At 72.5% G+C, this 26101-nt stretch carries 31 protein-coding genes; 17 read left to right on the forward strand and 14 right to left on the reverse strand.

Annotated features, from left to right (window positions below):
- Positions 1 to 78: 78 nt before the first annotated feature.
- Positions 79 to 705, forward strand: coding sequence for an FMN-dependent NADH-azoreductase (locus tag ACQP1V_RS20335; RefSeq protein ID WP_433425294.1), 627 nt, complete (start codon positions 79 to 81; stop codon positions 703 to 705).
- On the forward strand, positions 702 to 1016 hold the full coding sequence (locus tag ACQP1V_RS20340) for a DMT family transporter (protein ID WP_387409341.1): 315 nt from the start codon (positions 702 to 704) through the stop codon (positions 1014 to 1016). The genes ACQP1V_RS20335 and ACQP1V_RS20340 overlap by 4 nt, the downstream gene beginning before the upstream one ends.
- A 36-nt stretch (positions 1017 to 1052) precedes the next feature.
- On the opposite strand, the gene ACQP1V_RS20345 is transcribed toward ACQP1V_RS20340, so the two are convergent.
- From ACQP1V_RS20345 to ACQP1V_RS20370, 6 genes are all read right to left on the reverse strand, one after another.
- Entirely contained in the window at positions 1053 to 2300 is a 1248-nt protein-coding gene (locus ACQP1V_RS20345; RefSeq protein WP_433425296.1) for a sensor histidine kinase, read from the reverse strand.
- A 41-nt stretch (positions 2301 to 2341) separates the two neighbouring features.
- The gene (locus tag ACQP1V_RS20350) at positions 2342 to 3157 is read right to left on the reverse strand and encodes a hypothetical protein (protein WP_433425297.1); all 816 of its coding nucleotides are present in this window, start codon (positions 3155 to 3157) and stop codon (positions 2342 to 2344) included.
- 74 nt (positions 3158 to 3231) lie between these two features.
- On the reverse strand, positions 3232 to 4266 hold the full coding sequence (locus ACQP1V_RS20355) for a pyridoxal-phosphate dependent enzyme (RefSeq protein WP_433425299.1): 1035 nt from the start codon (positions 4264 to 4266) through the stop codon (positions 3232 to 3234).
- A gap of 130 nt (positions 4267 to 4396) precedes the next feature.
- The gene (locus tag ACQP1V_RS20360) at positions 4397 to 5095 is read right to left on the reverse strand and encodes a hypothetical protein (protein ID WP_433425301.1); all 699 of its coding nucleotides are present in this window, start codon (positions 5093 to 5095) and stop codon (positions 4397 to 4399) included.
- Positions 5096 to 5166: 71 nt separating this feature from the next.
- Positions 5167 to 6144: a hypothetical protein gene (locus tag ACQP1V_RS20365; RefSeq protein WP_433425303.1), complete on the reverse strand. Its 978-nt coding sequence runs from the start codon at positions 6142 to 6144 to the stop codon at positions 5167 to 5169.
- A complete protein-coding gene (locus ACQP1V_RS20370; protein WP_433425305.1) occupies positions 6135 to 6455 on the reverse strand; it encodes a hypothetical protein in 321 nt (106 codons plus the stop codon). The genes ACQP1V_RS20365 and ACQP1V_RS20370 overlap by 10 nt, the downstream gene beginning before the upstream one ends.
- A 135-nt stretch (positions 6456 to 6590) precedes the next feature.
- On the opposite strand from ACQP1V_RS20370, the gene ACQP1V_RS20375 reads away from it, so the two are divergent.
- The 8 genes from ACQP1V_RS20375 (at position 6591) to ACQP1V_RS20410 (ending at position 12845) form a co-directional block, all read left to right on the forward strand.
- On the forward strand, positions 6591 to 6980 hold the full coding sequence (locus ACQP1V_RS20375; protein ID WP_387409348.1) for a YbaB/EbfC family nucleoid-associated protein: 390 nt from the start codon (positions 6591 to 6593) through the stop codon (positions 6978 to 6980).
- Between the two features lie 15 nt (positions 6981 to 6995).
- Complete coding sequence (locus tag ACQP1V_RS20380) at positions 6996 to 7373, forward strand: YbaB/EbfC family nucleoid-associated protein (RefSeq protein ID WP_433425307.1); 378 nt, start codon at positions 6996 to 6998, stop codon at positions 7371 to 7373.
- Between the two features lie 274 nt (positions 7374 to 7647).
- Entirely contained in the window at positions 7648 to 8223 is a 576-nt protein-coding gene (locus tag ACQP1V_RS20385) for an RNA polymerase sigma factor (RefSeq protein ID WP_433425309.1), read from the forward strand.
- On the forward strand, positions 8220 to 9050 hold the full coding sequence (locus ACQP1V_RS20390; RefSeq protein WP_433425311.1) for a zf-HC2 domain-containing protein: 831 nt from the start codon (positions 8220 to 8222) through the stop codon (positions 9048 to 9050). Before ACQP1V_RS20385 ends, ACQP1V_RS20390 begins: the two co-directional genes overlap by 4 nt.
- Positions 9047 to 9922 carry an ABC transporter ATP-binding protein gene (locus ACQP1V_RS20395; protein ID WP_433425313.1) on the forward strand — a complete coding sequence of 292 codons (876 nt, stop codon included), beginning with the start codon at positions 9047 to 9049 and terminating at the stop codon, positions 9920 to 9922. The genes ACQP1V_RS20390 and ACQP1V_RS20395 overlap by 4 nt, the downstream gene beginning before the upstream one ends.
- Entirely contained in the window at positions 9919 to 11397 is a 1479-nt protein-coding gene (locus tag ACQP1V_RS20400) for a hypothetical protein (protein WP_433425315.1), read from the forward strand. Before ACQP1V_RS20395 ends, ACQP1V_RS20400 begins: the two co-directional genes overlap by 4 nt.
- Positions 11388 to 11999 carry a hypothetical protein gene (locus tag ACQP1V_RS20405; RefSeq protein WP_433425317.1) on the forward strand — a complete coding sequence of 204 codons (612 nt, stop codon included), beginning with the start codon at positions 11388 to 11390 and terminating at the stop codon, positions 11997 to 11999. The genes ACQP1V_RS20400 and ACQP1V_RS20405 overlap by 10 nt, the downstream gene beginning before the upstream one ends.
- A gap of 78 nt (positions 12000 to 12077) precedes the next feature.
- Entirely contained in the window at positions 12078 to 12845 is a 768-nt protein-coding gene (locus ACQP1V_RS20410; RefSeq protein ID WP_433425319.1) for a sulfite exporter TauE/SafE family protein, read from the forward strand.
- Positions 12846 to 12863: 18 nt separating this feature from the next.
- On the opposite strand, the gene ACQP1V_RS20415 is transcribed toward ACQP1V_RS20410, so the two are convergent.
- Both ACQP1V_RS20415 and ACQP1V_RS20420 read right to left on the reverse strand, forming a co-directional pair.
- Complete coding sequence (locus ACQP1V_RS20415) at positions 12864 to 14084, reverse strand: MFS transporter (protein WP_387409356.1); 1221 nt, start codon at positions 14082 to 14084, stop codon at positions 12864 to 12866.
- 40 nt (positions 14085 to 14124) lie between these two features.
- Positions 14125 to 14889, reverse strand: coding sequence for a DeoR/GlpR family DNA-binding transcription regulator (locus ACQP1V_RS20420; protein WP_433425320.1), 765 nt, complete (start codon positions 14887 to 14889; stop codon positions 14125 to 14127).
- Positions 14890 to 14960: 71 nt separating this feature from the next.
- Here ACQP1V_RS20420 and ACQP1V_RS20425 point away from each other — a divergent pair, with 71 nt between their 5' ends.
- On the forward strand, positions 14961 to 15926 hold the full coding sequence (locus ACQP1V_RS20425) for a helix-turn-helix transcriptional regulator (RefSeq protein ID WP_433425322.1): 966 nt from the start codon (positions 14961 to 14963) through the stop codon (positions 15924 to 15926).
- Between the two features lie 101 nt (positions 15927 to 16027).
- Entirely contained in the window at positions 16028 to 16789 is a 762-nt protein-coding gene (locus ACQP1V_RS20430) for an alpha/beta fold hydrolase (protein WP_433425324.1), read from the forward strand.
- Positions 16790 to 16806: 17 nt separating this feature from the next.
- On the opposite strand, the gene ACQP1V_RS20435 is transcribed toward ACQP1V_RS20430, so the two are convergent.
- Positions 16807 to 17661, reverse strand: a complete 855-nt coding sequence (locus ACQP1V_RS20435) for an alpha/beta fold hydrolase (protein ID WP_433425326.1) — start codon at positions 17659 to 17661, stop codon at positions 16807 to 16809.
- A gap of 149 nt (positions 17662 to 17810) precedes the next feature.
- Here ACQP1V_RS20435 and ACQP1V_RS20440 point away from each other — a divergent pair, with 149 nt between their 5' ends.
- On the forward strand, positions 17811 to 18443 hold the full coding sequence (locus ACQP1V_RS20440; RefSeq protein ID WP_433425328.1) for a LysE family translocator: 633 nt from the start codon (positions 17811 to 17813) through the stop codon (positions 18441 to 18443).
- A 22-nt stretch (positions 18444 to 18465) separates the two neighbouring features.
- Here ACQP1V_RS20440 and ACQP1V_RS20445 read toward each other — a convergent pair whose 3' ends face one another.
- Together ACQP1V_RS20445 and soxR are read right to left on the reverse strand one after the other, a co-directional pair.
- Positions 18466 to 18588: a hypothetical protein gene (locus ACQP1V_RS20445; RefSeq protein WP_433425330.1), complete on the reverse strand. Its 123-nt coding sequence runs from the start codon at positions 18586 to 18588 to the stop codon at positions 18466 to 18468.
- Entirely contained in the window at positions 18585 to 19034 is a 450-nt protein-coding gene (gene soxR, locus ACQP1V_RS20450; protein ID WP_433425332.1) for a redox-sensitive transcriptional activator SoxR, read from the reverse strand. The genes ACQP1V_RS20445 and soxR overlap by 4 nt, the downstream gene beginning before the upstream one ends.
- Positions 19035 to 19140: 106 nt before the next feature.
- On the opposite strand from soxR, the gene ACQP1V_RS20455 reads away from it, so the two are divergent.
- The 3 genes from ACQP1V_RS20455 (at position 19141) to ACQP1V_RS20465 (ending at position 21061) form a co-directional block, all read left to right on the forward strand.
- Complete coding sequence (locus ACQP1V_RS20455) at positions 19141 to 19731, forward strand: NADPH-dependent FMN reductase (protein WP_433425334.1); 591 nt, start codon at positions 19141 to 19143, stop codon at positions 19729 to 19731.
- A gap of 59 nt (positions 19732 to 19790) precedes the next feature.
- Positions 19791 to 20675, forward strand: a complete 885-nt coding sequence (locus tag ACQP1V_RS20460; protein ID WP_433425336.1) for an erythromycin esterase family protein — start codon at positions 19791 to 19793, stop codon at positions 20673 to 20675.
- An 89-nt stretch (positions 20676 to 20764) separates the two neighbouring features.
- On the forward strand, positions 20765 to 21061 hold the full coding sequence (locus tag ACQP1V_RS20465; RefSeq protein ID WP_433425896.1) for an SDR family NAD(P)-dependent oxidoreductase: 297 nt from the start codon (positions 20765 to 20767) through the stop codon (positions 21059 to 21061).
- 57 nt (positions 21062 to 21118) lie between these two features.
- Here the strand turns inward: ACQP1V_RS20465 and ACQP1V_RS20470 are convergent, their stop codons facing one another.
- A complete protein-coding gene (locus tag ACQP1V_RS20470) occupies positions 21119 to 22006 on the reverse strand; it encodes an RNA polymerase sigma-70 factor (protein WP_433425898.1) in 888 nt (295 codons plus the stop codon).
- A gap of 254 nt (positions 22007 to 22260) precedes the next feature.
- On the opposite strand from ACQP1V_RS20470, the gene ACQP1V_RS20475 reads away from it, so the two are divergent.
- Positions 22261 to 23601, forward strand: a complete 1341-nt coding sequence (locus ACQP1V_RS20475; RefSeq protein ID WP_433425338.1) for an FAD-binding oxidoreductase — start codon at positions 22261 to 22263, stop codon at positions 23599 to 23601.
- A 71-nt stretch (positions 23602 to 23672) separates the two neighbouring features.
- On the opposite strand, the gene ACQP1V_RS20480 is transcribed toward ACQP1V_RS20475, so the two are convergent.
- Positions 23673 to 24221 (reverse strand): hypothetical protein, encoded by a 549-nt coding sequence (locus ACQP1V_RS20480; RefSeq protein WP_433425340.1) that lies wholly within the window; start codon positions 24219 to 24221, stop codon positions 23673 to 23675.
- Positions 24218 to 25936 (reverse strand): PHP domain-containing protein, encoded by a 1719-nt coding sequence (locus ACQP1V_RS20485; RefSeq protein WP_433425342.1) that lies wholly within the window; start codon positions 25934 to 25936, stop codon positions 24218 to 24220. The genes ACQP1V_RS20480 and ACQP1V_RS20485 overlap by 4 nt, the downstream gene beginning before the upstream one ends.
- Positions 25937 to 26101 lie beyond the last annotated feature (165 nt).

Raw genomic sequence — 26101 nt, forward strand, 5'->3', positions numbered from 1 at the left:
GCCCGATTGTATCTGGACACGCCGTCCGGTTATATTCATCCGGACACCGTGTCCACATATCTGTGACGAGGAGAGATCATGCTGCTGCACCTGGACGCCAGCGCCCGCCGGGCGTCGTTCTCGCGGAAGCTGTCGGGCGTCTACGCCGCGACCTGGCGGGCCGCCCACCCGCAGGCCGGCTACGTCTACCGCGACCTGGCCACGCAACCCGTGCCGCACATCGGCGAGGCATGGACCGAGCTGTGCGACTACATCCTGGAACACGAGATCACCGACATCTCGCGCTATCGGGAGGCGGTCCGCACCCCTGCCCAGCGTCAGGCGTGGGCTGTCGTGGAGCCGTTGCTCGAGGAGGTGGTCGCGGCCGAGGTGATCCTCATCGGCACGCCGATGTACAACTACTCGATCCCCTCGTCATTGAAGGCCTGGCTCGACCAGATCACCTTTCCCAAGATGTCGCTCGACGGGCGCTCGTTCGTGGTGGCGAGCGCGCGCGGCGGCTCGTACGGCCCCGGCACGCCTCGCGAACCGTACGACCACCAGGAGCGCTATCTGCGTGACTTCTTCAAGGGGCATTTTCGGGTCGAGGACGTGACGTTCATCCACGCGGAGTTGGTGAACGCCCGCCTCGACCCGGCGCTGGCGCACCTGCGTGACCGGCACGAGGAGTCGCTGGCCGCGGCGCTCAAGGAGGCGGCCCGATGAAGTGGCTGATCCTGCTGCTGGCCGGGCTCGTCGAGGTGGCGTGGTCACAGAGCATCAAGCCGACGCACAACTTCACCCGGCCGCTGCCCACGCTGATCTGCCTGGTCCTGATGGCGGTCGCCGTCTGGCTGCTGTCCCAGGCCATGAACGTGCTGCCGGTCGGCACCGCGTACGCCGTCTTCACCGGCATCGGCGCCGTCGGCGCGATCACCTTGGGCATCGTCGTCAACGACGACCCCGTGTCGGTGGGCAGGCTGGCGGCGCTCGCGCTGATCGTCGGCGGGATAGTGCTGGCCCGGGTCACCGCCTGAGCCGGACCTCGTCGTCGGCGACGACGACGCGCACCCTCATGACCCCGTCCCTCCCTTGGGGTCCAGCGGCAGGCGGGCCGCGACCCGCCAGCCTCCCTCGGCCGGACCGGCCGTGAACTCCCCGCCCAGCAGATCCGCCCGCTCCCGCATGCCCGCCACGCCGCGCCCGGTGCGGCGCCGGCCTCCCGGGCGCCGGGAGCCCGTCGCGTTCCGCAGGTCCAGCTCAAGGCTCCCGTCGCTTACGTCCAGCGCCACATCCACCGGGCCGGCGCCGTACCGGAGGGCGTTGGTGAGCGCCTCCTGGACGATCCGGTACGCCTCCCGGGACACCACCGGAGGAACGCCGGACAGATCCCCGATCCTGCGGACGATCCGGGCGCCCGAGGAGTCCAGGAGCCGGTCCAGGTCGCGCAGGGTCGGCTCGGGCTCCCGGCGGCTCGCGCCCTCGCGCAGCACCCCGATCACGTGGTCCAGTTCGGCCAGGGCGGACCTGGCCGACTCCTCGATCGCCCGCAGGGCCGCCCGCGCCGTCTCCGGGTCCCGGTCCAGGACGCGGCCCGCGGCGGCGGCCTGGACGGTGACGACGCTGAGGGCGTGGCCGACCGAGTCGTGCAGCTCGCGGGCCAGGCGGTTGCGGGCGGCCAGCCCCCGCGCGTGCGCCTCGGCCGCGGCCAGCCGGTCCTCGGGCGAGGGGCCGAGCAGGGCCGGGGCCAGCTCGGCCAGCAGCGCCCCCGCCCCCACGAGCGCCCCGAACAGCACCACGAGCGTCAGCACGGAGAGCAGCGGACCCCACCACGCCGCCGCGCCCGTCTCGACGACGATTGCGCCGACGATGTCACCGACGCGTATGGGGCCGTCCACCAGCGGCAGCGACGCCGCCCAGATCGCGAACGGCACGAGCGCGAGCGCCAGCCCGCTGGCCACGCCGCCGATCGCGAGATGGGCGGTGAACCACGCGGCGGTGCGCAGGCGCTCCAGCCAGGTGCGCCGGGAGAGGGGAGGGGGAGCCTCCAGAGAGACGCCGAGCAGCGCCCGGGCCGCCACGATCTCGAACACGCGTACCGGCAGGAACAGGCCGGAGACGGCGACGACGGGAAGGACGGCCAGGAAGATCAGCGGCTGGACCGACAGCAGCGGGTCGCCCGCGGCCGGTGAGCGGTACCACACCGCCGCCACCACCTCGCCCGCCATCATGTACGGCATCAGCAGCGCCCCGCCGAGGACCAGGCAGGCCCACCGGCGGTAGGTGACCGCACTGCGCAACGCGGCGGCGACGGCGCGCATCGCGGGCCCCCTTCCGTTCACCTGGTCGTCGGTCCGCAAACTTAGCCGAGCCCGCAGGCGGCGCAGCGGCCCCGGGTCCGGTAGTGGTACCCGACGGCCGCGATCGCCATGGTCAGCCCCCAGGCGAGGAACAGCGGATAGATCCCCTCGAAGACCCACGCCGAGATGCCGCCGAGGTCGCCGGAGTTCGGCAGTTCGAGGAGTCCGAGGCCGGCGGCGACCGACATGCCGATGCTGAGGAGCCCGACGGAGATCGACATCACCGACCCGACGAAGGCGGCGGTCAGCGGCATCCAGCGGGGGATGAACCGGGGGGTCCAGGTGCGGGCGAACCCGATCCCGAGCGCCACGCCGATCAACCCGAGCACGGCGGTGTCGCCCAGGCCCGGGCTCCACAGGTGGACGTCGTCGCCGAAGGCGTGCGGGTCGTCCAGGCCGAACGTGCCGCCGAGCCCCCACTGCGCCTTCAGGCCGCCGTACGCGGCGGCGAGCAGGGCGCAGGCGTACCCGGCGTGGCGGGTGTATCCGCTCAGGCCGTGCCGGCCGTCCGGGCCGCTCCCGCCCTCGGCGGCGCGGCCGCAGCGTGCGCAGGCGCCCAGCGCCCGCCGCCGGTACCGCAGGGTGGCGACGGCGACCGCCGTGCCCGCGACCAGGGACACGATCCGGCTACCGCTGAGCAGCCAATCCATGTCCATATTGAGCAGGCCCGTGTCACCGGTGAGAAGGGAGACCCCTCGCATGATGAGCAGCAGGATGTCGAAGGCGACACCGGTGGCGGAGTAGCCGATGAGCAGCGCGGCGGTGATCCACCCGCCCGCCACGACGGCGGGGCGGTACGACGACGTGAGGGAAACCATGTCCCCACGTTCCCGTGGTCACGATCCACGCTCCTCCCGAGCCGGAGTGAACCGCCTCCCCCGTACGGGGGAGATCACCACGGCGCGCCCCGGTCGAGCACGTCGGCGAGCCGCGCCGCGTGCGGCCGCCAGTCCAGCCCCCGGCCCTCCGCCCAGGCGTCGTCGTGACAGGCGCGCAGGTGGCGTGGGTGCGCCTCGCCGATCACGGCGACCACGTCGCCGCGTACGCCCTCGGCGCGCATGCGCGCGGCGAGTTCCAGCGCGCCCCACAGGTTCGTCCCGCTGGCCGGGCCGACCGCGAGGCCGGTCGCCGCGCGCAGGCGGCGTGCGGCGGCCACGCTCGCCGCGTCGGGCACCGGGACGACCAGATCGACGACGTCCGCGGCGAACGCCGGCTCCAGCCGGGGGCGGCCGACCCCCTCGATCCGGGACGGCATCCCCGTGGAGTAGTCGGCCGCGTCGTAGGCCCAGCCCGGGAAGTAGGCGGAGTTCTCCGGATCGGCCACGGCCAGCCGTCCGGGCAGGCCGCGTCCGCGCAGGTGGCGGCCGAGCGCGGCGGACGTGGCGCCGGTCCCCGCACCCACCACCACCCAGTGCGGGCACGCTCCGAGCTGCCCGAACAGCTCCTCGGCCAGGCTGCCGCCGCGCCAGTCCACGCTCGCGGCGGCCGTGTAGTGGTCCACGTAGTGGCCCCCGAGCCGCTCGGCCAGCTCCCGCGCCTCGTCGTAGATCGCGAGCGGCGGATGGACGTACCGGCACGTGCCGCCCAGCCGCTCCACGTCCGCGCCGGAGGCCTTCTTCGGCATCACGGCGACGTACGGCAGGCCGAGCAGCCGGGCCAGGTACGCCTGGGCGGCCGCCATCGCGCCCCCAGTGGCCTCGACCACGGTGGTGTCCGCGCGGATCCGGCCCGCGGCGATCGCGTCGCGGAAGAGGGCGCGCGCCAGCCGGAGTTTGAGGCCGCCCTCCGGTTGCGCCGACTCGTCCTTCAGCAGCAGCCGGACCCCCCACTCCTCGGGAAGGGGGAACTCGCGGAGCGGGGTGACACCCGCCCGGCGCCGTTCCTCGTCCAGCTTCTCGATCGCCTGCGTCGCCCATGCGTTGATCACGTGGGCAATCTAACCCCGGCCGACGTACGCCCTCGATATGGCCGCGGCACTGGGTGTACTCAGCCCGTGGACGCGGGGCTCAGGCCGCGCCGGGCTCTTCGGCATCACAGGAGGTCAGGCAAAAGGACCTTTAATCGGTCGCTTCCTCACGCAGGTCGTTCAGCCGTTCCTGGGCGAACGAGCGGATCTCCTCTACCTCGAGCAGGGCCGCCCGCTCCAGGAGGTGCGCGTCCTGCTCGTCGGACAGGCTGGCGGCGGCCGCCGCGGCGAACAGCCGGGTCACCGGGTCGCCCGCTTCGAGCCGGATGACGATCCCGGCCAGGTCGGGCTCCTCGCCGTCCTGGAGGATCAGCCACTCGGCCAGCTGCTTGAGCGGGCCGGGAGGCAGGCAGGAGGCCCCCGCCTCAAGCTGCTCGACCGTGGCCTCGGCCAGGAACTCCAGGACCTTCCACCGGACGGCGCCCTCGGGGTCGCGGCTCAGGTTCATGACCTGCGCGATGACCGGCCCGTGCCGCTCGTCGGCGTTGTCCAGGACCACCGCGATCGCCTGGTACCGCACGCTGCGGATCGGGCTGGACAGCAGGGCTGGGACCTCGCCGATCAGCGGCGCGGCGAGGCCGCCGAGCTCCGACAGCAACCAGGTCGCGGTCGGCAGGATCCGGTCGTCGCCGCTGTGCAGGAGCCTGGTGAGGTTCTCGACGGGGTAGCCCGCGTACAGCTCGCTGAGGAGGTCGTTGGCCGCCGGGCCCACGAGGTCGCCGTCGCCCGGGCGCGCGAGGATGCGCTCGATCAGGTCGTCGCCCGCCCGCGTCTGCATCGGCTCTGCCACCTTCTGTTCTCCCACTCGTCGGCGGAGGCCCTGAGAGCCCCCGCTGTACGTGCCTCTTTGGAGGAGGGCGTCTAGTCGTACTGCTGTCGTTCGATGCTTTGTTCCAGGTCTTTGAGGGCCCGCTCCTCCCTCCGGATCCGCTCGGCGTGCCCGGCCTCGTAACCTATCCTCTCCTCCTCGGCCTTCCTCGCCCTGATGCTTTTCCGCAACATGTCCGCGGCCTTGTTCGCCTCGTCCTTGCTCATGCCTCTGGCGCTGCTGGGCGGTTCGCCGTGGATCCTTCCGTCGTGGCGCGAGCCGTTGCCAGAGTTGCGGGAGAAGAAGCCCCCGCCACGGCCGCTGCTGCCGCTGTTGCCACTGTTGCGCCGGTTGTTCCTACGGCTCATCTGGGCGATGCCGTCCTTGACGGACCGCGGTCCGGACGGGTTCCGCAGGCCGGACGGCCTCAAGGGGACTCCTCCGCGCGGTCCGGCCGTGGCCAGGCGCGGTCCGGGGCCTCCTGGGCGGCGCAGGTCGTCCAGGATGCGGCGCATCGGGTCGGTGACCCGGCGGCGCATGATGGGGGCGATCACCTTGCCGGTGCCCTCGCTGCCCTCGCGCAGGATCTTCCTGACCGCCTGGCGTGAGGCCAGCACCCGGGCGGTTGCGACGGTCGCCCCGACCGCCCCGCCGAACGCCAGCGCCTTGGCCACCGTGACCGCGGTGAATACCGCCTGCGTGCCCGCAGCCACCTTCACGGCCGACACCACCGTGGCGGTGCCCTCCAGGGCCATCGGCATGACCTTCATGGCCGCGTTCGCCTGGGCGATGTGGCCGCCCTGGGCGCCGTTGCGGTTCCAGTAGGAATCCATGGCGGCGGCGGACTCGCCGTGGTAGACCTGCCGCGTCGTACGGACCGCCGAGTCGGCGGCGGTCGCCGCGACGCCCGTGCCGGACTGGGCGGTCCGCGCGGCGTGGCCCTCGGCCTTGATCTCGTCCTCGTTTATGTTCGGCCAGGGGCCCAGCATCTGCATGATCGCGGCGGCTGCCGGGGGGAGCACTACTGCCATGTGCGGCCGAGCTCGTCGGTGGCCGCGATGCTCGCGGTCTCGCCGTCGCGGGTGTTCCTGACCACGGTGTGCAGGCCGTCGGCGGTGTCGGCCATCAGCGTGGACAGCCCGGTGAGCGCGGCCATCGACACCGCGCGGCACTCGGCGTACATGCTGGTGAAGATGCCGAACAGGCCGTCGTCCCCGAACGAGGAGCCGCCGTCGCCGCGGGTGCGCAGCGGTGCCAGCGCGGCGTCGTAGCCCTCCGCATGGGTCCTGATCTGGGAAGCTTCCTGCCCCACAGCGCCCAGGGCGATCTCAAGTCCCGTCATGGCGAAGCACCATATCGTCACATATCGCGATCTTTCTAACGCTTGTCATTCATGAGATCTATATCTCACCGTGACGCAGTCGGGATGTGTCTAAACTGGGCCGCTGCCCGCTCTCCTGACAGCCGGAGGTCCGACATGCGGCCACCCACGCCGGACGACGACGAGACGTACCTGCACGACTACTACGCCCAAGGCCAGCAGGTCATCCGCGACCTGCGGGCGGCGCAGTCGGCCATCCGGCAGGTGGAGGGGCTGGCGAGGAGCCGGGACGGGCTGATCGAGGCGGCCGCCGACGGCGAGGGCGGGCTGACCCGGCTGCGCATTGACCCGCGCGCGCTGCGGCTGGCGGAGCCGGCGCTCGGCCGCGAGGTCGCCGCCGTGCTCCGGGCGGCCCAGGAGGACGCCGCGCGCCAGGCGCAGGAGATCGCGGACGCGGCGGAACGCGCCGCCGACCTGCCCCGACCACTCGACGAGACCTTCGTACGCGGCCGCGTCGAGCAGGTCGCCCGCGATCTTCTTCAATAGCCTGGGAGGTAAGCCGTGTACGGCCGACAGTTCGACCCCGCCGACCTCACCGACCGGAGCCTCGACGAGGTCGCCCACCAGCACGAGCGGGTGCTGGCCTGGCTGGAGACGGCGCAGCCCGACCTCGACCGGATCGTGGGGACGGCTGAGACGGCCGAGGGCCAGGTCGGGGCGACCGTCGACGTGAACGGCCGGGTCCGCGAGGTCTCCTACGGCCCGCGCGCGACGCGGGCCGGCAGTCAGGTGCTGGCCGAGCAGACACTCGTGGCGGTACGGGAGGCGTGCGCGGACGCCCAGCGCCAGGTGCACGACCTCATGCGCGAGGGGATGCCGGGCTTCGACCCGGTGGCGGCGGACGAGCAGTTCCAGCGCCTGCTCACCGACTGGCACTGACGCCGCCCCGGGCCGTAGCCGCCGGCCGCTCAATGTCCCCCGCGCGTATGCGATCGCCCATCTGGCCGCGGGCCTGCAAGATCATGCAATCGAGGCGACGTGGGGGCAGACGCTGCCCGCGTGCCCTGGATACGCATCCGCTGAATCCGGACGTCGTTGACGGCGAAGCGTTGTGGTTGTGCCCGGCGGCTCCGGGGCGGCATAGAGAACCGATCTTCTAGCCTTTTCCGGCCCCAAGGGAACCGCCTGCGGCGGATGTCGCGATAGATCAGGTGTGTACAGATTCCTCGCCCGGCGGAGAGAGCCTCCTCCGATCGGCCCCGCCGGCGACGACGCGGAGCTGCTTGCCGCCGTGGCCGCCGGCAGGACGGAGGCGCTGCGCCTGCTGCACCAGCGGCACGCCCCCTGGATCCGCGTACGGCTCACCCGCCGCTGCGCCGATCCCGACACGGTGGACGACGCGATCCAGGACACCTTCGTCGCCGTCTGGCGCGGCGCCCACCGCTACCGCGCGGGCGAGGGCGAGGTGGCCGCGTGGATCTGGACGATCGCGATCCGCCGCCTGATCTCCACGCTGCGCGCGACCGCCGCGGCTCCGCCCGCCACCCCGTACGACGAGGCGCGCCTGGTCACCGAGTCCGCCGAGGACGCCGTCCTGGTCGGTGTCGAGCACGGCGACCTCGGCACCGCCGTCGCCCGGCTCTCGCCCGAGTTGCGCGCCGCCATTCAGGCCACCGTTCTCGACGGCCTCACCGTGAAGGAGGCCGCCCGCCTCCTCGGGATCCCCGAGGGCACCGTCAAGACCCGCGTCATGCGGGCCAAGGCCCGGCTCAGGGGGTATCTCGCATGACCTGGCACCCGCCCCGCGACCTCGTCGAACGCTACGCGCGGGGGCGTCTCGACCCGGTCCTCACGATGTCCGTGGAAAGCCACCTCGCGCGCTGCCCCGCCTGCCGGGCGGCGGTGCCGTACGAGGAGGAATGGCTCACGGCGAGCTGGGAACGGATCGAGGACCTGGTCGACCGGCCCCGGCCGCGCCTCGCCGCGCGCCTCCTGTGCCGGTTCGGGGTCCCCGAGCATGTGGCCGTGTTCCTCGCCGCGACCCCGGCGCTCGCCCGGGGCTGGCTCGCCGCGATGGCCGGCGTGCTCGGCTTCGCCGTGGCGGCGGCCCGGTTCTCGGCCCAGGACGGGGCGGGCGCGGCGGACGCCCTGATCCCCTTCCTGGTGGCGGCGCCGCTCCTGCCGCTCGCCGGCATCGCGGCGGCGTACGGCCGGCACGTCGATCCCGCGTACGAGCTGCAGGCCGCGACCCCGTTGGCGGGGTGGCGGGCGCTGCTGCTGCGCGCGCTCGCGGTGCTGTGCTGCGCGGTCGCGCTGACCGGCGCGGCGACGCCGCTGCTGCCCGGCCCTCCGGGGCTCGCCGCCGCCTGGCTGCTGCCCGCCCTGGCGCTGACCGCGGCCGCGCTGGCCCTCTCGACCCGCTTCGCGCCGCCGGTGTCGGTGGCCGCGCTCGCCGCCGGCTGGTCCGGCGCGGTGGCCGCGGGGCCCCTGCTCGCCGGCGACCTGCTGCTGGCCTTCTCACCCGGCGCGCAGGCGCTGTACGCGCTGGCGGCGCCGGCGCTCCTCGCCCTCGTCTACCTGCGGCGCGCCCGCCTGGACCCCGGAGAAACCCGATGACCGCACCCCCGGCCACAGTGGCCGTGACCGTACGAGACCTGGCCAAGCGATACGGCCGCAGGGTGGTGCTCGACGGCGTCACGCTGGAGCTCGGCCGGGGGGTGACCGGCCTCCTGGGCCCCAACGGCGCGGGCAAGACCACCCTGCTGCGCTGTCTGGCGACGACGCTCGCCCCTGACGGCGGCGAGGTCCGGGCGCTCGGGCTGGACCCGGCGGACTCCGGCGAGCGCGTCGCGCTGCGCCGGCGGCTCGGCTACCTCCCGCAGGACCCCGGTTTCTATCCGCACTTCACGGTTTTCGAGCTGGTGGAGTACGTCGCGATCCTGAAGGAGCTGACCGACCGCGTCACGCGCCACCGCGAGGTGCGCCGGGTGCTCGGCGAGGTCGATCTCGCCGACCGGGCACGGACGAAGGTACGCAGGCTCTCCGGCGGCATGCGGCAGCGGCTCGCGCTGGCCCAGGCGCTGCTCGGCGACCCGGAACTCCTCATCCTGGACGAACCCACCGTGGGGCTGGACCCCGAGCAGCGGATGCGGTTCCGCGCCCTGGCGTCCCGCCTGGGCGAGAGCCGTACCGTGCTCCTGTCCACCCACCAGACCGAGGACGTGGCCGCCCTGTGCGAGCGCGTGATCGTGATGAAGGACGGCGCGGCGGTGTTCCAGGGGACGCCGAAAGGCCTGGGGGCCGTCGCGGCCGGGCGTGTCTGGCTGTCGGACCGCCCGCCCACCGAGGAGGGCCTCTTCTGGCGGACGGCCGACGGCCGGTACCGCACGCTCGGAGCCCGCCCCCCGGCCGGCGACCCGGCCGATCCCGGCATCGAGGACGGCTATCTGCTGCTGCTGGGCGGTTCGAGCGAGCGGGAGGCCTCGTGACCCGGGCGTTGTTCCTGGCCGAGGTCCGCAGGCTGGCCCGCAGCCCGATCCCGTGGGCCGCCGCCGCGCTCTGCCTGGGACTGCGGCTGGCCGCGACCTGGGAGCTGCTGCCCGACATGAGCGTCGAGCCGGTCGGCACGTCGGGCGCGCTGCTGCTCCTGGCCGCCGCGATGATGCTGTCGGCCCACCTCGCGATCTCCCGGGACGTCCGCGGCGGCATGGGCGAGACCCTCGCCGCCGTGCCCGGCCGGGCGGTGCGGCGGACCGCGGCGGCGCTGGCGGCGTCGGTGACGGTCGGAACCGGGCTTGCCTCGGCGGTCATGGCCGCCTACCTGCTGGCGCGGCAGGCGATGGGGCCGGTGGCCGGGGTGTTCGACCCCTTCGAGGCGATCGGCGGCGTGCTGGCCGTGCCCTTCGCCGCCGCGCTCGGCGCGCTGCTCGGCCGGTGGGCTCCCCGGCCGGTCGCGGTCCCCCTGGCCGTGTTCCTGATCGGCGCCTTCACCTGGCTGAACGGCCAGCAGAGCGGTTACGGGGGCTGGTTCCTGCCGGTCGTGCTCTTCCACCGGCCCGACTGGCCGCCACGGCCCTCCGCCGAGCACGTCGTCTATCTGGTGGCCGCCGTCGCGCTCTTCGCGGCCCTGGCGCTGCTCCGGCACGGGAGGACGTGGCCGCGACTGGCCGCGGCCGGCGCCGCCGCCGCGGTCACGGTGACCACGGGGACGGCCGCCACCGCCGCGGCTCCCGGCGCAGAGATGAACACCGCTCAGCTGAAGGGGCCGGAGGCCTCCTTCGCCCTCATGGGCGCCCAGGTGCGGGAGCGGTTCTTCGGCCCCGGCGCGCGCAGGTGCGAGAAGCACGGCCCGGTCACGTACTGCGCCTACCGCGACTACGCGGCCTGGATCCCTGAATGGGTGTCGGCGGTGGACCCCGTGATGCGGGCGCTGCCGCCGGCCGAACGCGGGCGTTTCCCGATGGTCGGGCAGCTCACCGACAGCTGGTGGCACGTGGACGGCGACGAGGAGCCCTCCGTCGCGAAGTTCACGTTCATGGTGTGGGGACGGGCCGGCGCCGAGGACGCCTACCGCGCGGTGCTCGCCTCGGGGATCGTCCGCTCGGTGACCGGCCTGCTGCCGCAGGAACGGACGGGCTGCGACGCGCGGGGCCAGAGCCGGGCGGTCGTCGCGCTCTGGCTGCTCGGCCAGGCCGTACCCCCGGCCCCGCCCCGGGACCGGCAGGTCCAGATCGGCTCCTCCGTCTTCGCCGAGGAGCGGTCGCCGCTGGGCGCGATCCGGTACGGCACGGCCGAGCTGGGATACGCCCGCAGGCTGCTCGCCGCGCCCGACGCCAAGCAGCGGATCTGGGCGCATTGGGACACCCTGGTGAAACCCGGCACGACGGTCGAGCAGGCGCTGCCGCTGCTCGGCCTGCGGCCCGAGTTCGCCGCCGAGCCGCCGGTGGGGCAGCCGTGCTCCTGATCCACCTGCTCAGGCCGATCGCGCGGGCGATCGACTGGATCCCGCTCGCGGCCACCGGAGCGGCCGCCGTGCTCATGGCCGCGCTGATCGACGCCGGCTCCCCACTGGGCTCCGGGACCGCCTTCACGCTGCTCAGGATGACGGGGGTGATGCTGGGCGCGGCCGCCGGGTTCGCGGTGATCGACGAGATGACCGCGAGCACGGCCGCGACCCCGACGCCCCGGGCGCTGCGCCAGTGGGTGCGCTGCGCGTACGGGGGACTGGCCGCGGGGGCGTCCTGGAGCGCGGCCTGCGCGGTCGCCTCGGCCCGGCTGGCCGAGGGCGGATCGCTCAGGGTGGCCGGGATGGCGGTGGAGGCCGCGGTGTGCGTCACGCTCGGACTGCTGGCGGCCTCGGTGGCCGGGCGGGCGCACCAGGGGAAGGCGGCCGCGCTCGCCGGGATGGGCGCCCTGCTGGCGGTGTTCTCGGTGACCCTGGTGCTGCGCGGGCCGTACTGGCCGTGGCTGTATCCCGAGGAGGCGAACTGGGAGGTCGTCCACTACGGATGGGCGGCCGTGCTGCCGCCCGCGCTGGTCGCGCTCGTCCGGGCCAACCGCGAGTGACCGCCCGGCCCCGGCCGTCCCGTACGGGGGCCGATAGCCTCGGACGGTCAAGAGATCGTCAAGGGGGAGGGGAGCCGCATGGCGGCGGGAGAGGTCGTCGTCCTGCTCGTGGCGGCGCTGGCCGCGGGCTGGGTGGACGCGGTCGTCGGCGGGGGAGGGCTGCTCCAGCTCCCGGCGCTCCTGCTGGCGGGGTTGTCCCCGGTGCAGGCGATGGCGACGAACAAGTCCGCCTCCATCTTCGGCACCGCGTCCGCCGCGGTCGCGTACGCGCGGAACACCAAGTTTGACCGGGCGGTGGCCGTGCCGGCCGGTGTGCTGGCGATCGGCTTCGCAGGTCTCGGGGCGGCCTCGGCCGCGATGCTGGAAGCCGGTGTGCTCAAACCGCTGGTCCTCGTGGTGCTGCTCGGGGTGGCGGCCTTCGTGACGCTCCGGCCGGCGTTCGGCCTCGCCCCGCAGCCCCACCTGCGCACCCAGACCCGGCTGGCCGCCGCCATCGCCCTCGCGGGCATCGTGATCGCGTTCTACGACGGGATCCTCGGTCCGGGGACGGGCACGTTCCTGCTCATCGCGTTCACCTCGGTCCTCGGGATGGACTTCGTGAACGCCTCGGCGACCGCGAAGATCCTCAACACCAGTACGAACCTGGGCGCCCTGATCGTCTTCGCCTGGCAGGGGCACGTGCTCTGGGGGCTCGGGCTCGGCATGGCCGTCTGCAGCATCGCCGGAGCCCAGCTCGGCGCGCGCATGGCGCTCCGCCGGGGCTCCGGCTTCGTCCGGGTCGTCCTGCTCTGCGTGGTCGCCGCGCTGGTCCTCAAGCTCGGCTACGAGCAGCTCTTCGCCCGCTGAGGGCGCCGCCGCAGCACCTCAGGAGGGTGTGTCGCCCAGGGCCGGGGCGGCGGCGCCGGACATGTGGGCAGCGCGAGGCGAGCGCAGCGCGGACGCCGTCACCGCCACGAACAGCGCCAGGATCACGGGGATGAGCAGGGCGTGGCGGAGCGTGGACAGCTCGGAGGCGCCGCCGATCAGGACCGGACCGGCGAGGAGCCCGGCGTACCCGAGGCTCGCCACCCGGGCCAGCGCGCGGCCGGCCTGGGCCGGGTCGCGGTGCCCGGCGGCGGAGAAGACCTGCGGGATGGTGCACGACAGACCCGCCCCGAACAGCCCGAATCCGAGCACGCCCGTGACCTGCGTTCCGCCGAGCACCGCGAGCGTGAGGCCCGCCGCCGCGAGGATCCCGCAGCAGCGCACCAGCCGCACCGGCCCGAGCAGCGCGGCCAGGCGGTCTCCGGCGAACCGCCCCGTGGTCATCATGACGGCGAACGCGGCGTAGGCGACGGCCCCCGTCGCGGGGGCCGAGCCCAGGGATTCCACCAGGTAGACCGAGCTCCAGTCGCCCGCGGCGCCCTCGCCGACCAGGCAGCAGAACGCGAGCACGCCGAGGAACAGCACGCCGCGCGGCAACCCTACGGCCGGCTGCGCCGCCGCGGCCGGACCCTCGGAGGCTTCGGCGGTGTCGCGCATGGCCCACCGGGACGACACCGCCGCGAGCACGACGATCAGCAGCCCGGCGGACAGGAACGTCGGGCCCGCGTCGACGGACGCGTGCGCGAACAGCCCGCCGAGCGCGGCGCCGAGGAACCCGCCGATGCTGTACACCGCGTGGAACGACCCCATCAACGTCCTGCCGTACGCGCGCTCGACGACGACGGCGTTGGCGTTCATGGCGACGTCGAGGCTGCCGTGCGTCAGGCCGAAGACGAACAGCGCGGCGGCGAGCGCGGGCAGGTTCGGCACGTAGGCGGGCAGCACGAGGACGACTCCCTGCACGACCGCGGTCGGGATCGCGACGCGGCGGCTGCCGAACCGGTCGATGAGCCGGCCGACCACCTGCATGCCGGTGATCGCGCCGGCCGCGATGCCGAGAAGGCCGAGGCTCAGTTCGCCGTCGGACAGGGCGAGGCGCGCCTTGACGGCGGGGATGCGGGCCGTCCAGGTGCCGAAGGTGAGCCCGGCGAGCAGGAAGAACCCGTATACGGCGAGCCGCGCGCGCAGCAGGGCCGGCCGGTCGAGGGCGGGAAAGACCATGGGACGCTCCGAGGGGGAGAGGGGGCGGGAGAGGACGACCTCAGGGGGCGGCGACGCGGACGACGACGCCGGCCGCGGCGAGGGCGTCGTGCTGTTCGCGGGGGACGCCCTCGTCGGTGACGACGACGTCGAGCCGGTCCAGCGGACAGACGGCGCCGAAGGCGGTACGACCGAACTTGCCCGAGTCGCACGCCGCCACGACCCGGCGCGCCGAGGCGATGGCCGCCTGCTTGATCGCTACTTCGGGCAGGTCGTGCGCGGTCAGCCCGTGCTCGGCGGACAGCCCGCAGCACCCGATCACGGCGGTGTCGAACCGCAGCGCCCCGATCGACGCCTCGGTGAGCGGGCCGACGAAGTTCAGCTCGCCCTGCCGCACCTCGCCGCCGGGGAGGACGAGGCGGATCCGCGGGGCGGCGGCGAGCTCCTGCGCCGCCTGGAGGCCGAGCGGGAGCACGGTGAGGCGGCGGTCGCGTACGGCCCTGGCCACCTCCAGCAGGGTCGTGCCGCTGTCGAGCAGCACCGCCTCACCGTCGGACAGGAGCGCGGCGACCTCGGCGGCGATGCGCCGCTTGGCCTCGACCGCCTCGCGCGCGCGTACGCCGAAGGGCGGCTCCTCACCCCGCAGCAGCAGGCTGAGCGCGCCGCCGCGGACCCGCCGGACGACGCCCTGCTGGGCCAGCTCGTCCAGGTCCCTGCGGATGGTCATCTCCGAGACGCCGTGCGCGGCGGCCAGCTCCGCGACCGAGACGCTGTCGGCGGCCCGCAGCGCGTTCATGATCGCCCTGATCCGATCCGAACTTTCCATACGTTCATTTGAACATGCCGACTGTTCGCCGATCAAATAAATCTACGCTGTAAAGGTGGCAGGATGGGCGCATGCGCGCCAGCAGGTTGCTGTCCCTCCTTCTCCTCCTGCAGACCCGCGGCCGGATGACCGCCCCCGAGCTGTCCGCCGAGCTGGAAGTCTCGGTCCGTACCGTCTACCGCGACGTCGAGGCACTCTCGGCGGCCGGTGTGCCGGTCTACGCCGACCGCGGTCCGGCCGGCGGCTACCGGCTCCTGGACGGATACCGCACCAAGGTGAACGGGCTGAGCAGCGAGGAGGCCTCGTCGCTGTTCCTCGCCGCGCTGCCCGGGCCGGCCGCCGAGCTCGGGTTGGCGGAGGTGGCCGCGACGGCCGAGTTGAAGCTGCTCGCGGCGCTGCCTCCCGGCCCTCGCTCCCAGGCCGCCCGCATGCGCGAGCGCTTCCACCTGGACGTGCCCGGCTGGTATCGGGCCGGTGACGACGTCCCGTTCCTCTCCGAGGTCTCCCGGGCGGTATGGGACCAGCGGATGCTGCGGCTGCGCTACCAGCGCTGGGGCCCGCAGGAGGTGGAGCGGCTGGTCCACCCGTACGGCCTGGTGCTGAAGGGCGGCTCCTGGTACCTGGCCGCCGCCTGCGGCGACAGCGTGCGCACCTACCGCGTCAGCCGCATCATCGACGTGGACATCCTGGACGAGTGGTTCGAGAGGCCGGCCGACTTCGACCTGGTCGCGTTCTGGCGGCGGTTCTCCGTCGAGTTCGCCGCCCGCATGTACACCGCCGACGCCGTCGTGCGGGTGGCGCCCGAGGCCATCGGGCTCTTCTGCTACACCTTCGGGGACGTGGCCGGCGAGGCGCTGCGCCTCGGTGACGCCGAGGACGACGGCTGGACGCGGGTGAAGCTGCCGATCGAGTCCCTGCGGCACGCGCGCTGGCAGCTCCTGCGGCTCGGCGCCGCTGTCGAGGTGCTGGAACCGGCCGCGCTGCGCGATCTGATGGCCGAGACGGTCGCCGAGCTCTCCGCGATGTACCGCGCCTGACATCGCCTGAAATCGGGACGAAAAACGCTTGCGGAACGGCGGGCCGCACCGGCACCATTGGGCGACTTTTCGACGCGTGACAGAGGAGCCGTGAGGCGATTTTGACCGGTGTTTGGCACGAGGCCGGGGGAGCGGGCGACCCGGTGCTGCTGCTGCATTCCAGCACGGCGGACGCCCGCATGTGGGACCCGCAGTGGGAGGCGCTGACCGCGTCGTTCCGCGTGATCCGGCTGGACTTCCGAGGGTACGGCCGCAGCCCGTGGGCCGCGGACGACCCCTATTCCGACGACGGGGACGTCGCCCGGCTGCTCGACGACCTCGGCCTTGAGCGGGTCGCCGTGGTCGGCTCCTCGCACGGCGGTCAGGTGGCGCTCGAACTGGCCACCGCGCGTCCCGGCCTGGTCTCCCGGTTGGTGCTGCTCAACGCCAAATGCGACCTGCCCGCGACGCCCGACGTCGAGGAGTTCGGCGCTGAGGAGATGCGCCTGGTCGAAGCCGGCGACCTCGTGGGCGCGGCGGAGCTCAACGCGCGGACCTGGCTCGGCCCCGACGCCGACGACGCGACCCGCGCCCGGCTCGCCGAGATGCAGCACGAGGCGTACAAGGTGCAGCTCGCGGCCGACCCGGAGCCCGAGCGGATCCGCGGCCGGATCGACCTGGCCGCCGTACGGGCCCCCGCCCTCGTGGTGGGCGGAGGCCACGACCTGCCCTACTTCCAGCACTCGGCCCGCCACCTCGCCGCGACCCTGCCACACGCGCGCCTGGTCGAGCTGGAGTGGGCCGGACACCTGCCGAACCTGGAGCGCCCGGCGGAGACGACCCGGATCATCCAGGACTTCCTGCGGGAGCCAGACCAGCCGTAGCGGGGGTGAAGAGGAGATCAGGCGGCGAAGGCGTCCGGCAGGAAGGCCGTCAACGCCGCCGTCACCTCCTCGGGCCGCTCCAGCGGCGGCAGGTGGCCCGTCTCGGGCAGGTCGACGACGCGGGCGCCGGGGATGCCCTTGGCCAGCAGGTCCGACACCTCTTGGATCCCCGGCACATCCGCCAAGCCGTTGATCACGAGCGTGGTCGCCGCGATCTCGTGCAATCGCCCGGCCGCAGGCGGGGACAGCAGGCGTTCGGTGCCATGGGGCCCGGTCCAGGACCTCTGGAACACCAGGCGGCACATCTCCGTCGCCGCCTCCCACACCTCGTCGGAGAGCGCGTCCCGGCCGCGGTCCGGTCCCGCCACCTGCCAGAGTGTGTGGGCGTCGGCCATGGCCCGCACGTCCGCGGGATCCACCTCCTCGGCGTTCCCCTGCAAGTAGCGGGCCAGTCGCTCTTCTGGCACCGAGCTGCGCACCCGTTCGCGGGCCTGCGCCAGCATCTCGGGCGGCCATGTGTGTCCCGCGAGCCCCGAACAGATCAACGCCAGCGCCGCCACCCTGCCGGGCGCGACGAGCGCGGCCTCGGTCGCGTACGCGCCTCCCATCGAGCACCCGACCAGCGCCGCCCGTTCCACCCCGAGCGCGTCCATCACGGCCAGGAGATCCTCGTGATGGCACACTTCGCCGGGGGCGTCCGCGGACTCGCCGTGTCCGCGCCAGTCGTAGCGGATCACCCGATAGCGTTCCGACAGGGCGCGGAACTGGTGCTCCCACATCCGGCGGTCGGCCACCGCCGCGTGGACCAGCACCACGGCTTCGGCCCCACGCGGCCCGGCCTGGTCGTACGCGATTTCGTCAAGGATCGTCATACGGCGGAAAGTACAGCGTCGCGCCATTTCGGCTCGGCGTGTTCGCGAGCGGCGGATCTTTCCTCTCCGGGGCGTTAGGAACGGCCTGTCCGTCAGGGCCGGAATCGGCCCTCGGCGGGCCGGTTCGGCCTCTACGGTAGGTTCCACCTGTGCTCCTCGATCCCGCCGTCGCGTTGACGTTCTGCCTGGCCGCGCTGGTCATCTCCCTGGTTCCGGGCGCCGACATGCTCTTCATCGCCGCGACAGGGCTGACGTCCGGACCGCGCGCGGGGGTGCTGGCGGCGCTCGGCATGTCGACGGGCCTGGCCGTCCACACGACGGCGGCCGCGCTGGGCTTCGGCGCGCTGATGCGGGCCTTCCCGGTGGTCTTCGACATCGTGCGGGTGCTCGGCGCCGTCTACCTGATCTGCCTTGCCGTGGCGTCGTTTCGGTCGGCGCGTAGGCCGGAACCGTTCGGGCAGAGCGCGCACAGGACGTCGTGGGGCCGCATCTACGCGAGAGCGCTGCTGACCAACCTCGCCAACCCCAAGGTGATCGCGTTCTACCTGGCGTTCTTCCCGCAGTTCGTCGACCCGGCCCGGGGCAGCGTGATGGCGCAGTTCTTCGTGCTCGGGGCGCTGTTCATCGTCGTCGGCCTGGCGGTCGACGCGTCGGCCGGACTTCTGGCGGGGCGCCTCGGCGACTTCGTCCGCCGGCATCCCGCCGTGCAGAAATGGCTGCACCGCGTCTCCGGCACGATCTTCGCCGCCCTGGCCGTCCGCCTCGCCACGGACAGCCACTAGCCGACCCCGCCGGAGACGGCGTTTAGGCGACGCCCTTGCAGACCGGGTCCTCGTACCTGCCGTTGTCGTAGTAGCCGCGGCCGGATCCCGGTCCGTTCGGCTTGGCGATGCCCGCCGCCTGGCGGCCGGGCGCGCCCCTTGTCAAGGGTCAAGGAGAGGGGGCACACCTGGCCCGGCGAGCCTGCCATCGCGGTTGACCAACTGGCACTGGTCGAAGGACAGGCAGCCGCAGCCGACGCACTCAGCGAACTGGTCGCGCATGCGCTCCAGCGTGGTGATGCGGGTATTGATCGCCTCGCCCCAGCACTCCGACGCCTTCAACCACAGCTCTCGGGTGGGCGAGACGTGGTGCGGGACGTACTCCAGGACGCCCTCGATCACCGACAGAGGTATGCCGACGCGTTGAGAGGCGCGGATGAACGCGAGCCTGCGCAGCGTACTGCGGTGATATCGGCGCTGGTTGCCGACGGTACGGCGGCTGGCGATGAGCCCCTTGCGCTCGTAGAAGCGCAGGGCGGAGGCGGGCACACCGCTGCGCTCGGACAGCTCCCCGATGGTCAGCTCCGCGACGATCGCGTCGGAATCCGGCATACCGGCCAACCTAGCTTGACTTGAACCTTGGTTTAACAACGAGGCTGGTTCGGCCAGGGCGCCCAAGGACGCCGCCTATCCCTTCGTGACCAGTGGAGAGACTGCCGTGCCCGAAGAGCCGCTCCAACTTGCAGTGATCGTCGGCAGCGTACGGGACGGCCGGCTCGGCCCGACCGTCGCCGCCTGGATCGCGGGCCAAGCCCGCGAGCGCGGCGACTGGATCGTCGACGTCATCGACCTGGCCGGGATCGACCTGCCCATGGTGCTGCCGGACTTCGGTGGCACGCCCACGCCCGCCGCGGCCCAGGCCCTGGCAACGCTGACCCCTCGCCTGGAACGGGCCGAGGCGTTCGTTGTGGTCACCCCCGAGTACAACCACAGCTTTCCCGCCTCTCTGAAGAACGCCGTCGACTGGCACAACCGGCAGTGGCACACCAAGCCGATCGCCTTTGTCAGCTATGGCGCCGTCTCCGGCGGCCTGCGCGCGGTCGAGCAGCTTCGACTGGTCTTCGCCGAACTGCACGCGGTCACCATCCGCGACACCGTCAGCTTTCAGCACGCCTGGGCCCAGTTCGACGCGGACGGCACGCCGACCGACCCGGACGCGCGTATCGCCGCCAAGATCATGCTCGACCGGCTCGACTGGTGGGCGCGGACCTTGCGCGAGGGCAGGGCGGCCCGACCCTACTCCGCATGAAGGCTCGCCCCTGCGACCACGTCACGGCCCGTCCCCAGACACCGGAAGAGAAGGCTGCTGTGAACGAGACCACATCTGAGTGGATCAAGCGCCACGCCCATCCACTGACCACACTGGATCCCCAGGCCCCGCTCGACGACCTGGGGCCGCTAAGGAACATGGCCGCCGACGCCGCCATCGTGGCTGTGGGCGCTTCGACGCGCCAGGCACACGAACTGTCGGCTGTCGCCCACCGGATGCTGCGATTTCTCGTCGAGGAACGGGGATTCCGCTCCCTCGCTCTCGAAGGTGACGATCCGGAACGTGTCGGGCTGGGCGCCTACGTACGGACCGGACACGGCGATCCGCGGGCGCTGCTGGCACGGGCGCGGCCGTTCTTGCGCACGGAGGAGATCCTCGGCGTCGTCACCTGGATGCGCGCCCACAACGAGCGGCACCCGCACGACCCGGTCCGCTTCGCCGGGCTGCCCGAGCCGTCCAGACAGGCTCCGCCGACCCGCGCGGACCTGGAAGAGCGCCTGGCCGACGATGTGATCCGGTGGCGCGAACGCTCAGGAGACAAGATCGTCTATTGGGGCGGCGTCGCCCACACGATCCAGTCCCCCGGCCATCTCGGGGGCCACCTGCGCGAGCGCTTCGGGGCCGGGTACCTGTCCATCGGCCTGACCTTCGAGTACGGCGCGCTGCCCATGCCGGTGCCCAGCCCGCCGGCGGATTTCGCCGAGACGCCGTTGAGCGCCGCCGGCCTGGACGCGTTCCTGCTCGACCTGCGTACGCCTGGGCCCGAACCGGTGCGCGCCTGGCTGGAGGAGCCGGCCAGAACCCGGCTGATCGGCCCCGCTCAGGACTCCACAGAACACCTGTCCGGCGGATCGTTCGGCGGGTGGTTCGACGTCGTCGCACACCATCGGCGGGTGACTCCCGTCCACCTCATCTCCATCTGACGCAGCAGGAGGCGCAATGAACACTCTGCACGGCAAGACCGCCCTCGTCACCGGCGCGAGCAGGGGAATCGGCCGGGCCGTCGCGGCGCCTGGCTCGCGACGGCGCCCGCGTCGCCGTCCACTACGGCACAAACGAGCAGGCCGCCAACGAAACCGTGGCCGCGATCGAGACGGCAGGCGGGCTCGCCTTCGCTCTGCAGGCACAACTGGGTACGCCCGGTGGCGCCGAACGCCTGTGGGCGGCCTTCGACGCGTGCGCCTACGGGCTGGACATCCTGGTCGACAACGCGGGCATCCTCAACGACGAGCCCGGCATCGAGCACGTGACCAGAGAGCAGTTCGAGCGGATCTGCGCGGTCAACGCCACTGCCCCGTTCTTCCGCTGACCCGGGTCCTGGCACTGACCGCCGCAATCTGGCACAACGACACGACCGGACAACCGATCAGCGGCTCACCGTGGTCTCCCGCTCCATGTGCGACAGCTTCTCTGGATTACGCACGGCGTAGAGCCCCGTGATGAGGCCGTCGTCGATGCGCACCGCCATGACGGTGTCGAGGCCGCCGTCGCGCCGGAAGATCAGTGCCGGGTGGCCGTTGACCTGCGCCGGCTCCAGCGACGCCGGCGCGATCCTGCCCAGTAGGTGGGCCACCTGGTCGGCCCCCACGATGGGCACCAGCGCGGCCTGCTTGAGGCCGCCGCCGTCTGCCACGAGGACGACGTCCGGCGCGAGGATGTCGAGCAGGCGTTGCAGATCACCCGTTTCGACCGCGCTCTGGAACGCCTCGAGCGCGTCGCGGGTCTGGACCGCGGAGGCGGTCCCGCGCGGCTGGCGGGCGGCGACGTGTGACCGTGCCCGGTGGGCGATCTGGCGGACCGCGGCCGGGCTCTTGTCGACGGCTTCGGCGATCTCCTCGTAGGCCAGGTCGAACACCTCGCGCAGCACGAACACGGCCCGCTCGGTCGGCGTGAGCGTCTCCAGTACCAGCAGCATCGCCATCGAGATGCTGTCGGCCAGCTCGATGTCCTCGGCGACGTCCGGCGCGGTCAGCAGCGGCTCGGGCAGCCAGGGGCCGACGTAGGACTCCTTGCGCCGGCCGAGCGTACGCAGCCGTTTCAGCGCCTGGCGGGTGGCGATCCGGATCAGGTACGCGCGCTGATCCCGCACTGTGCCGAGGTCGACGCCCGCCCACCGCAGCCAGGTCTCCTGCAGGACGTCCTCGGCGTCGGCGGCCGAGCCGAGCATCTCGTAGGCGACCGTGAACAGCAGGTTGCGGTGGGCGAGGAACGCCTCGGTGGCCGAGTCGACGGCGGGGTCCACGGCGGGGTCCATGCGGGTGCCGCAAGCGAGGGGCCCGGCCGTGTCCGTCGGTTGCTCGCTGTGTTCGCTCATTGCTGGTTCCTGTCTGTTCGTCCGCGACCGTGCCATGCATACGATCCCGGGCCCCTCCGCTTTGTGACACCCACGATGAGTGACGCATGTCACATATGACGCGCTGTCACAAAGATCCGGTCGCCGGGATCTCTTGGTCGTCAGGACGCCGCGCCAACGATCCACGCGGCGCTCTTCTGTGTGGAAGGAACGTCATGAGCTCAGCGCTTGAAATTCTTCACCGTGGCTTCGGCGGCGACATCATCGAACCGGGCGCGGCGGAGTACGCGTCGGCCGGCCGCGCGGTACTGGCCTCGGGCAGCCCGGCCTATGTTCTCCGGCCCAAGAGTGTCGCGGACGTGCGAGCAGGGGTCAGGTTCGCCGCCGGCACAGGGCTTGTGCTGTCCGTGCGAGGCGGCGGCCACAGCTTTCCGGGCTTCGGCACCAACGACGACGGCGTCGTGATCGACCTCAGCACGCTCGCCGACGTCGAGGTCGTCGACAAGGAACGTCACCTCGTCCGGATCGGCGGCGGCGCCACCTGGGGTCAGGTCGCGGCCACCCTCGCCCCGCATGGACTGGCGATCTCCTCGGGTGACACCAAGGACGTCGGTGTCGGTGGGCTGACGTTGACCGGTGGCATCGGCTGGAAGGTCAGGAAGTACGGCCTCGCGTTGGACAACGTGGTCGCCGCAGAGGTGGTCACGGCCGGCGGAGAGGTCGTGCGGGCGAGCGCGGAGGAGAACCCGGAGCTGTTCTGGGCGATCCGCGGCGGCGGCGGCAATTTCGGGATCGTGACCGCGTTCGAGTTCGTGGCACACCTGACGACGGACGTCTTCTACGGCAGGATCGCCTTCCCGGCGTCGGAGGCGGCCGTCGTGCTCCAGGGGTGGGCGGACTACCTCCGCGTCGCGCCCGAAGAGCTCACCTCCATCGTGAGCTTCGCCAATCCCTTCGCCGGCGGGCCCGAGGCGCCGGTCGAGATCCAGGTCACCTTCGACGGCGATGACCCGGAGCTCGCGGCGCAGGCCATCGACCCGATCCGCAGGCTCGGCACGGTGATCGACGACAATGTCGCGCTGAAACCCTATGGCGACACGCTGGTGGACGGCCTCACCCCGCCGCCGGGCATCCAGCTCGTCACCCGAAGCGCCTTTGCCGGCAAGGAATCGGTGGCCGAGGTCATTCGGATCCTTGCCGAGGTCGGGGCATCGACAGGGTCGCCGCTCATCGCCGTTCGCAGCGTCGGCGGTGCGGTGTCCCGCGTTCCCGACGATGCCACCGCCTATGCGCATCGCCGGGCGGAGCTGATGTTCGTGACCACCGTCGCGGGTCCGCGGCCGGTCGTCGAGGCCGCGCGTCCGGCTCTCGAAGCGATCTGGGTGAGACTCGCACCTCATATCAACGGCGCCTACGCCAACTTCCTCGCTTCTGCCACCGAGGAGGATGTCGCCGCGATCTATCCGAGGCAGACCTACGAGCGGCTCGCAGCGGTCAAGCGTCAGTACGACCCCGGCAATCTGTTCGCCCGCAACCACAACGTCCGGCCTCAGTAGGCCCTGCGGACAAAGCGACGCCGTTGTGGGCGTGCCAGAACGCCAGGATCTTGCTCGGCAGGGCCGGCCGCTCAGGCGTGGTCGGCGCAGCAGGGCGTGGGATTGGGGATCTCGGCCGGAGTCAGGCGCCCACCGGACGCGGGCATGGTGACCAGCGTCAGCACACCGTCGCGCCACTCCGGCCGCACGTGGTCGTTGGTGACCACGGCCGTGTCCGCGTCCGGGTCCTCCACCTGGGCGAGGACGACCACCCGCTCGACGGCCGAGCGGGCGAGGATCTCGCCGACGGCCAGCGTGCCGGTCAGCTCGTCCCGGCCCGGGAAGAGGACGATCCTGCCCGACCGTCCGGCCGCGTGCTCGGCCGCGGCCAGCGCCGCGCCGTCCGCGTCCGGGCCGGTACGGTGCTCGCCCAGCGCGGCCGAGACGCCCTCGGGCAGGAGGGACAGGTCGGCGTCTCCCTCCAGGGTGACCGAGCACGCCACATGGGGGAGCGCCCCGGTCCTGACGAAGTGCGTGCAGCCGATCACGCCGGACGGCAGGCCGAGCGCCTCCACCACGGAGTGGAGAAGGCGCTCGGCCTCGGCGACCGTACGTGATCCCGAGTCGGTTCCCAGGATCATCGGCGCGGCACGATCCAGATCGGGTTGGTGTAGAACCACAGGTCGTTCCACGGGTCGGCGTCGCCGAAGACGTCGATCTGGGGGCCGTTCGGGTCGACGGACGAGCCGAGCAGGCCGGCGGCGGAGCGCTTACCGTCGGTGCCGCGCAGCCGCACGTAGATGGGCCGGTCGACGGCGCCCACCTGGTAGGTGAACGTGACGGTGCCGCTGTTCTTGCCGACCTCGAACGACTGCACGACCTTCGTGTTCGGCGTGGTGAACGCGTCCTTGTCCGACACCGGGCCGGTCACGTCGCCCTGGATCACGTCGACCCGGGCCAGGGTCGGCACGAACTGCGCCCAGTTCGGGGTGTTCGCCAGGGTGATCTGGATGGACACCTCGGTCTTCGCGCCGTTGCGCACGAACAGGGTGTCTCCGAGGGTGACGCCGTGGTTGCCCTGCGCGCGGGCGCGCACGACCAGGCCGCTGATCAGGCCGCCGTGGTCGACCCAGATCCGGCCCTGCCGGATGCCCTCCATGACGGCGGCGTAGGAGAAGTTCGTCGCCCCCACATGGGTGCGGCTGTAGTAGCCGGGCCAGAAGTCGCCGTTGGACAGGTTCGGCACGCCCTTGTAGATCGGGTCCTCGTACCTGCCGTTGGTGTTGAAGTCGCTGCCGGGGCCGCGGTCGGTGGTGTCGCCGTAGACCGTGTGCGAGTCGGAGTTGGCGGTGATCCACCAGGGCTTGCCCTCGGCGAGCAGACTGTCCCACAGGCCGCCGACCGTCGCGGTCATCCAGTCGAAGCCGCCGAAAGTCTTGTAGCTCTCGGCCGGGTAGCCGGGGAACGAGTCGGCGCTGGGGCCGTTGTCGTAGTAGCCGCGGCCGGCCCCCGGGCCGTTCGGCTTGGCGATGCCCGCCGCCTGGTGGCCGGGCGCGCCCTCCATGCCCACGGCGATGTCCGGCTGGGCGTCGCGCCAGCCGCGGATCTCGTGCGGCGAGTCGATGCCCTTGCGTGCGGGGTGGTTCGCGAGGAACAGCGCGTCGGGGACGCGGCGCCGCTTGACGGCGTCGGCCAGGAAGTTCAGGCCCGCGATGGCGAGGGCCTCGTTCTGCGGGGTTCCGGAGGTCGCGCCCTTGACCACGCCGTCGAAGGTGTTCTCGAACTCCTTGAGCGTGGCCACCTCGCCCTTGCCCGGCGCGACGAAGACGGTGCCGTGCTCGGCGGCCGGGATGTTCCACTCCAGGCCCTGGAAGACGAGGGTGTCCTTGACGGCCTGCCGGGCGGCGACGATGTCCGGGTTGACCTTCTCCACGCCGATCTTCGCGTGCGCCACGCTGCCGTGGTCGGTGACGACCATCCAGTCCAGCCCGTACGCGTTGGCGTGCCGTACCTGGTCGATGACCTTGTACACGCCGTCGGAGCTGTACTGGGTGTGGATGTGGTGGTCGCCCGCGAGCCAGAGGAAGCCGTCCTGCTTCTCGGGACCGCCGGCCGAGCGGGCCGCGGCCGCGGCGGCCGGGGTCACGGCGCCGAGGACGCCGGCGGCGGTGAGCCCGGCGCCCAGGAGTCCGGCGCGGCGGAACATCTGGCGCCGGGACAGGTCGCCCGGCGCCAGCTCCTGGTCCGGGATGGCCATGTCGGCGGCGGGCGAGATGTCGCCGCCGTGGTCGTGGTCGTGGTCGTGGTGATGGTGGTGGTGTTCGTGGTCGTGGGTGTGGGGGTGCCCGTGACCCATGGGGGTGCCCTTTCTCTCCGCCGGAGCAGAGATCGCGCTCCGGCTACGCAGGGCACCATTTCGGAATCGGACAAACGACAAGTGAACGATGCGGACCGTATGGTGGTCGGCTGACTGTACGATCTCCGCCCAGCCCGCCGAGGGACGGCGGGGGTGGCGTCAGGG

The organism is Microtetraspora malaysiensis, assembly GCF_050947145.1.
GTDB lineage: Bacteria > Actinomycetota > Actinomycetes > Streptosporangiales > Streptosporangiaceae > Microtetraspora_A > Microtetraspora_A malaysiensis.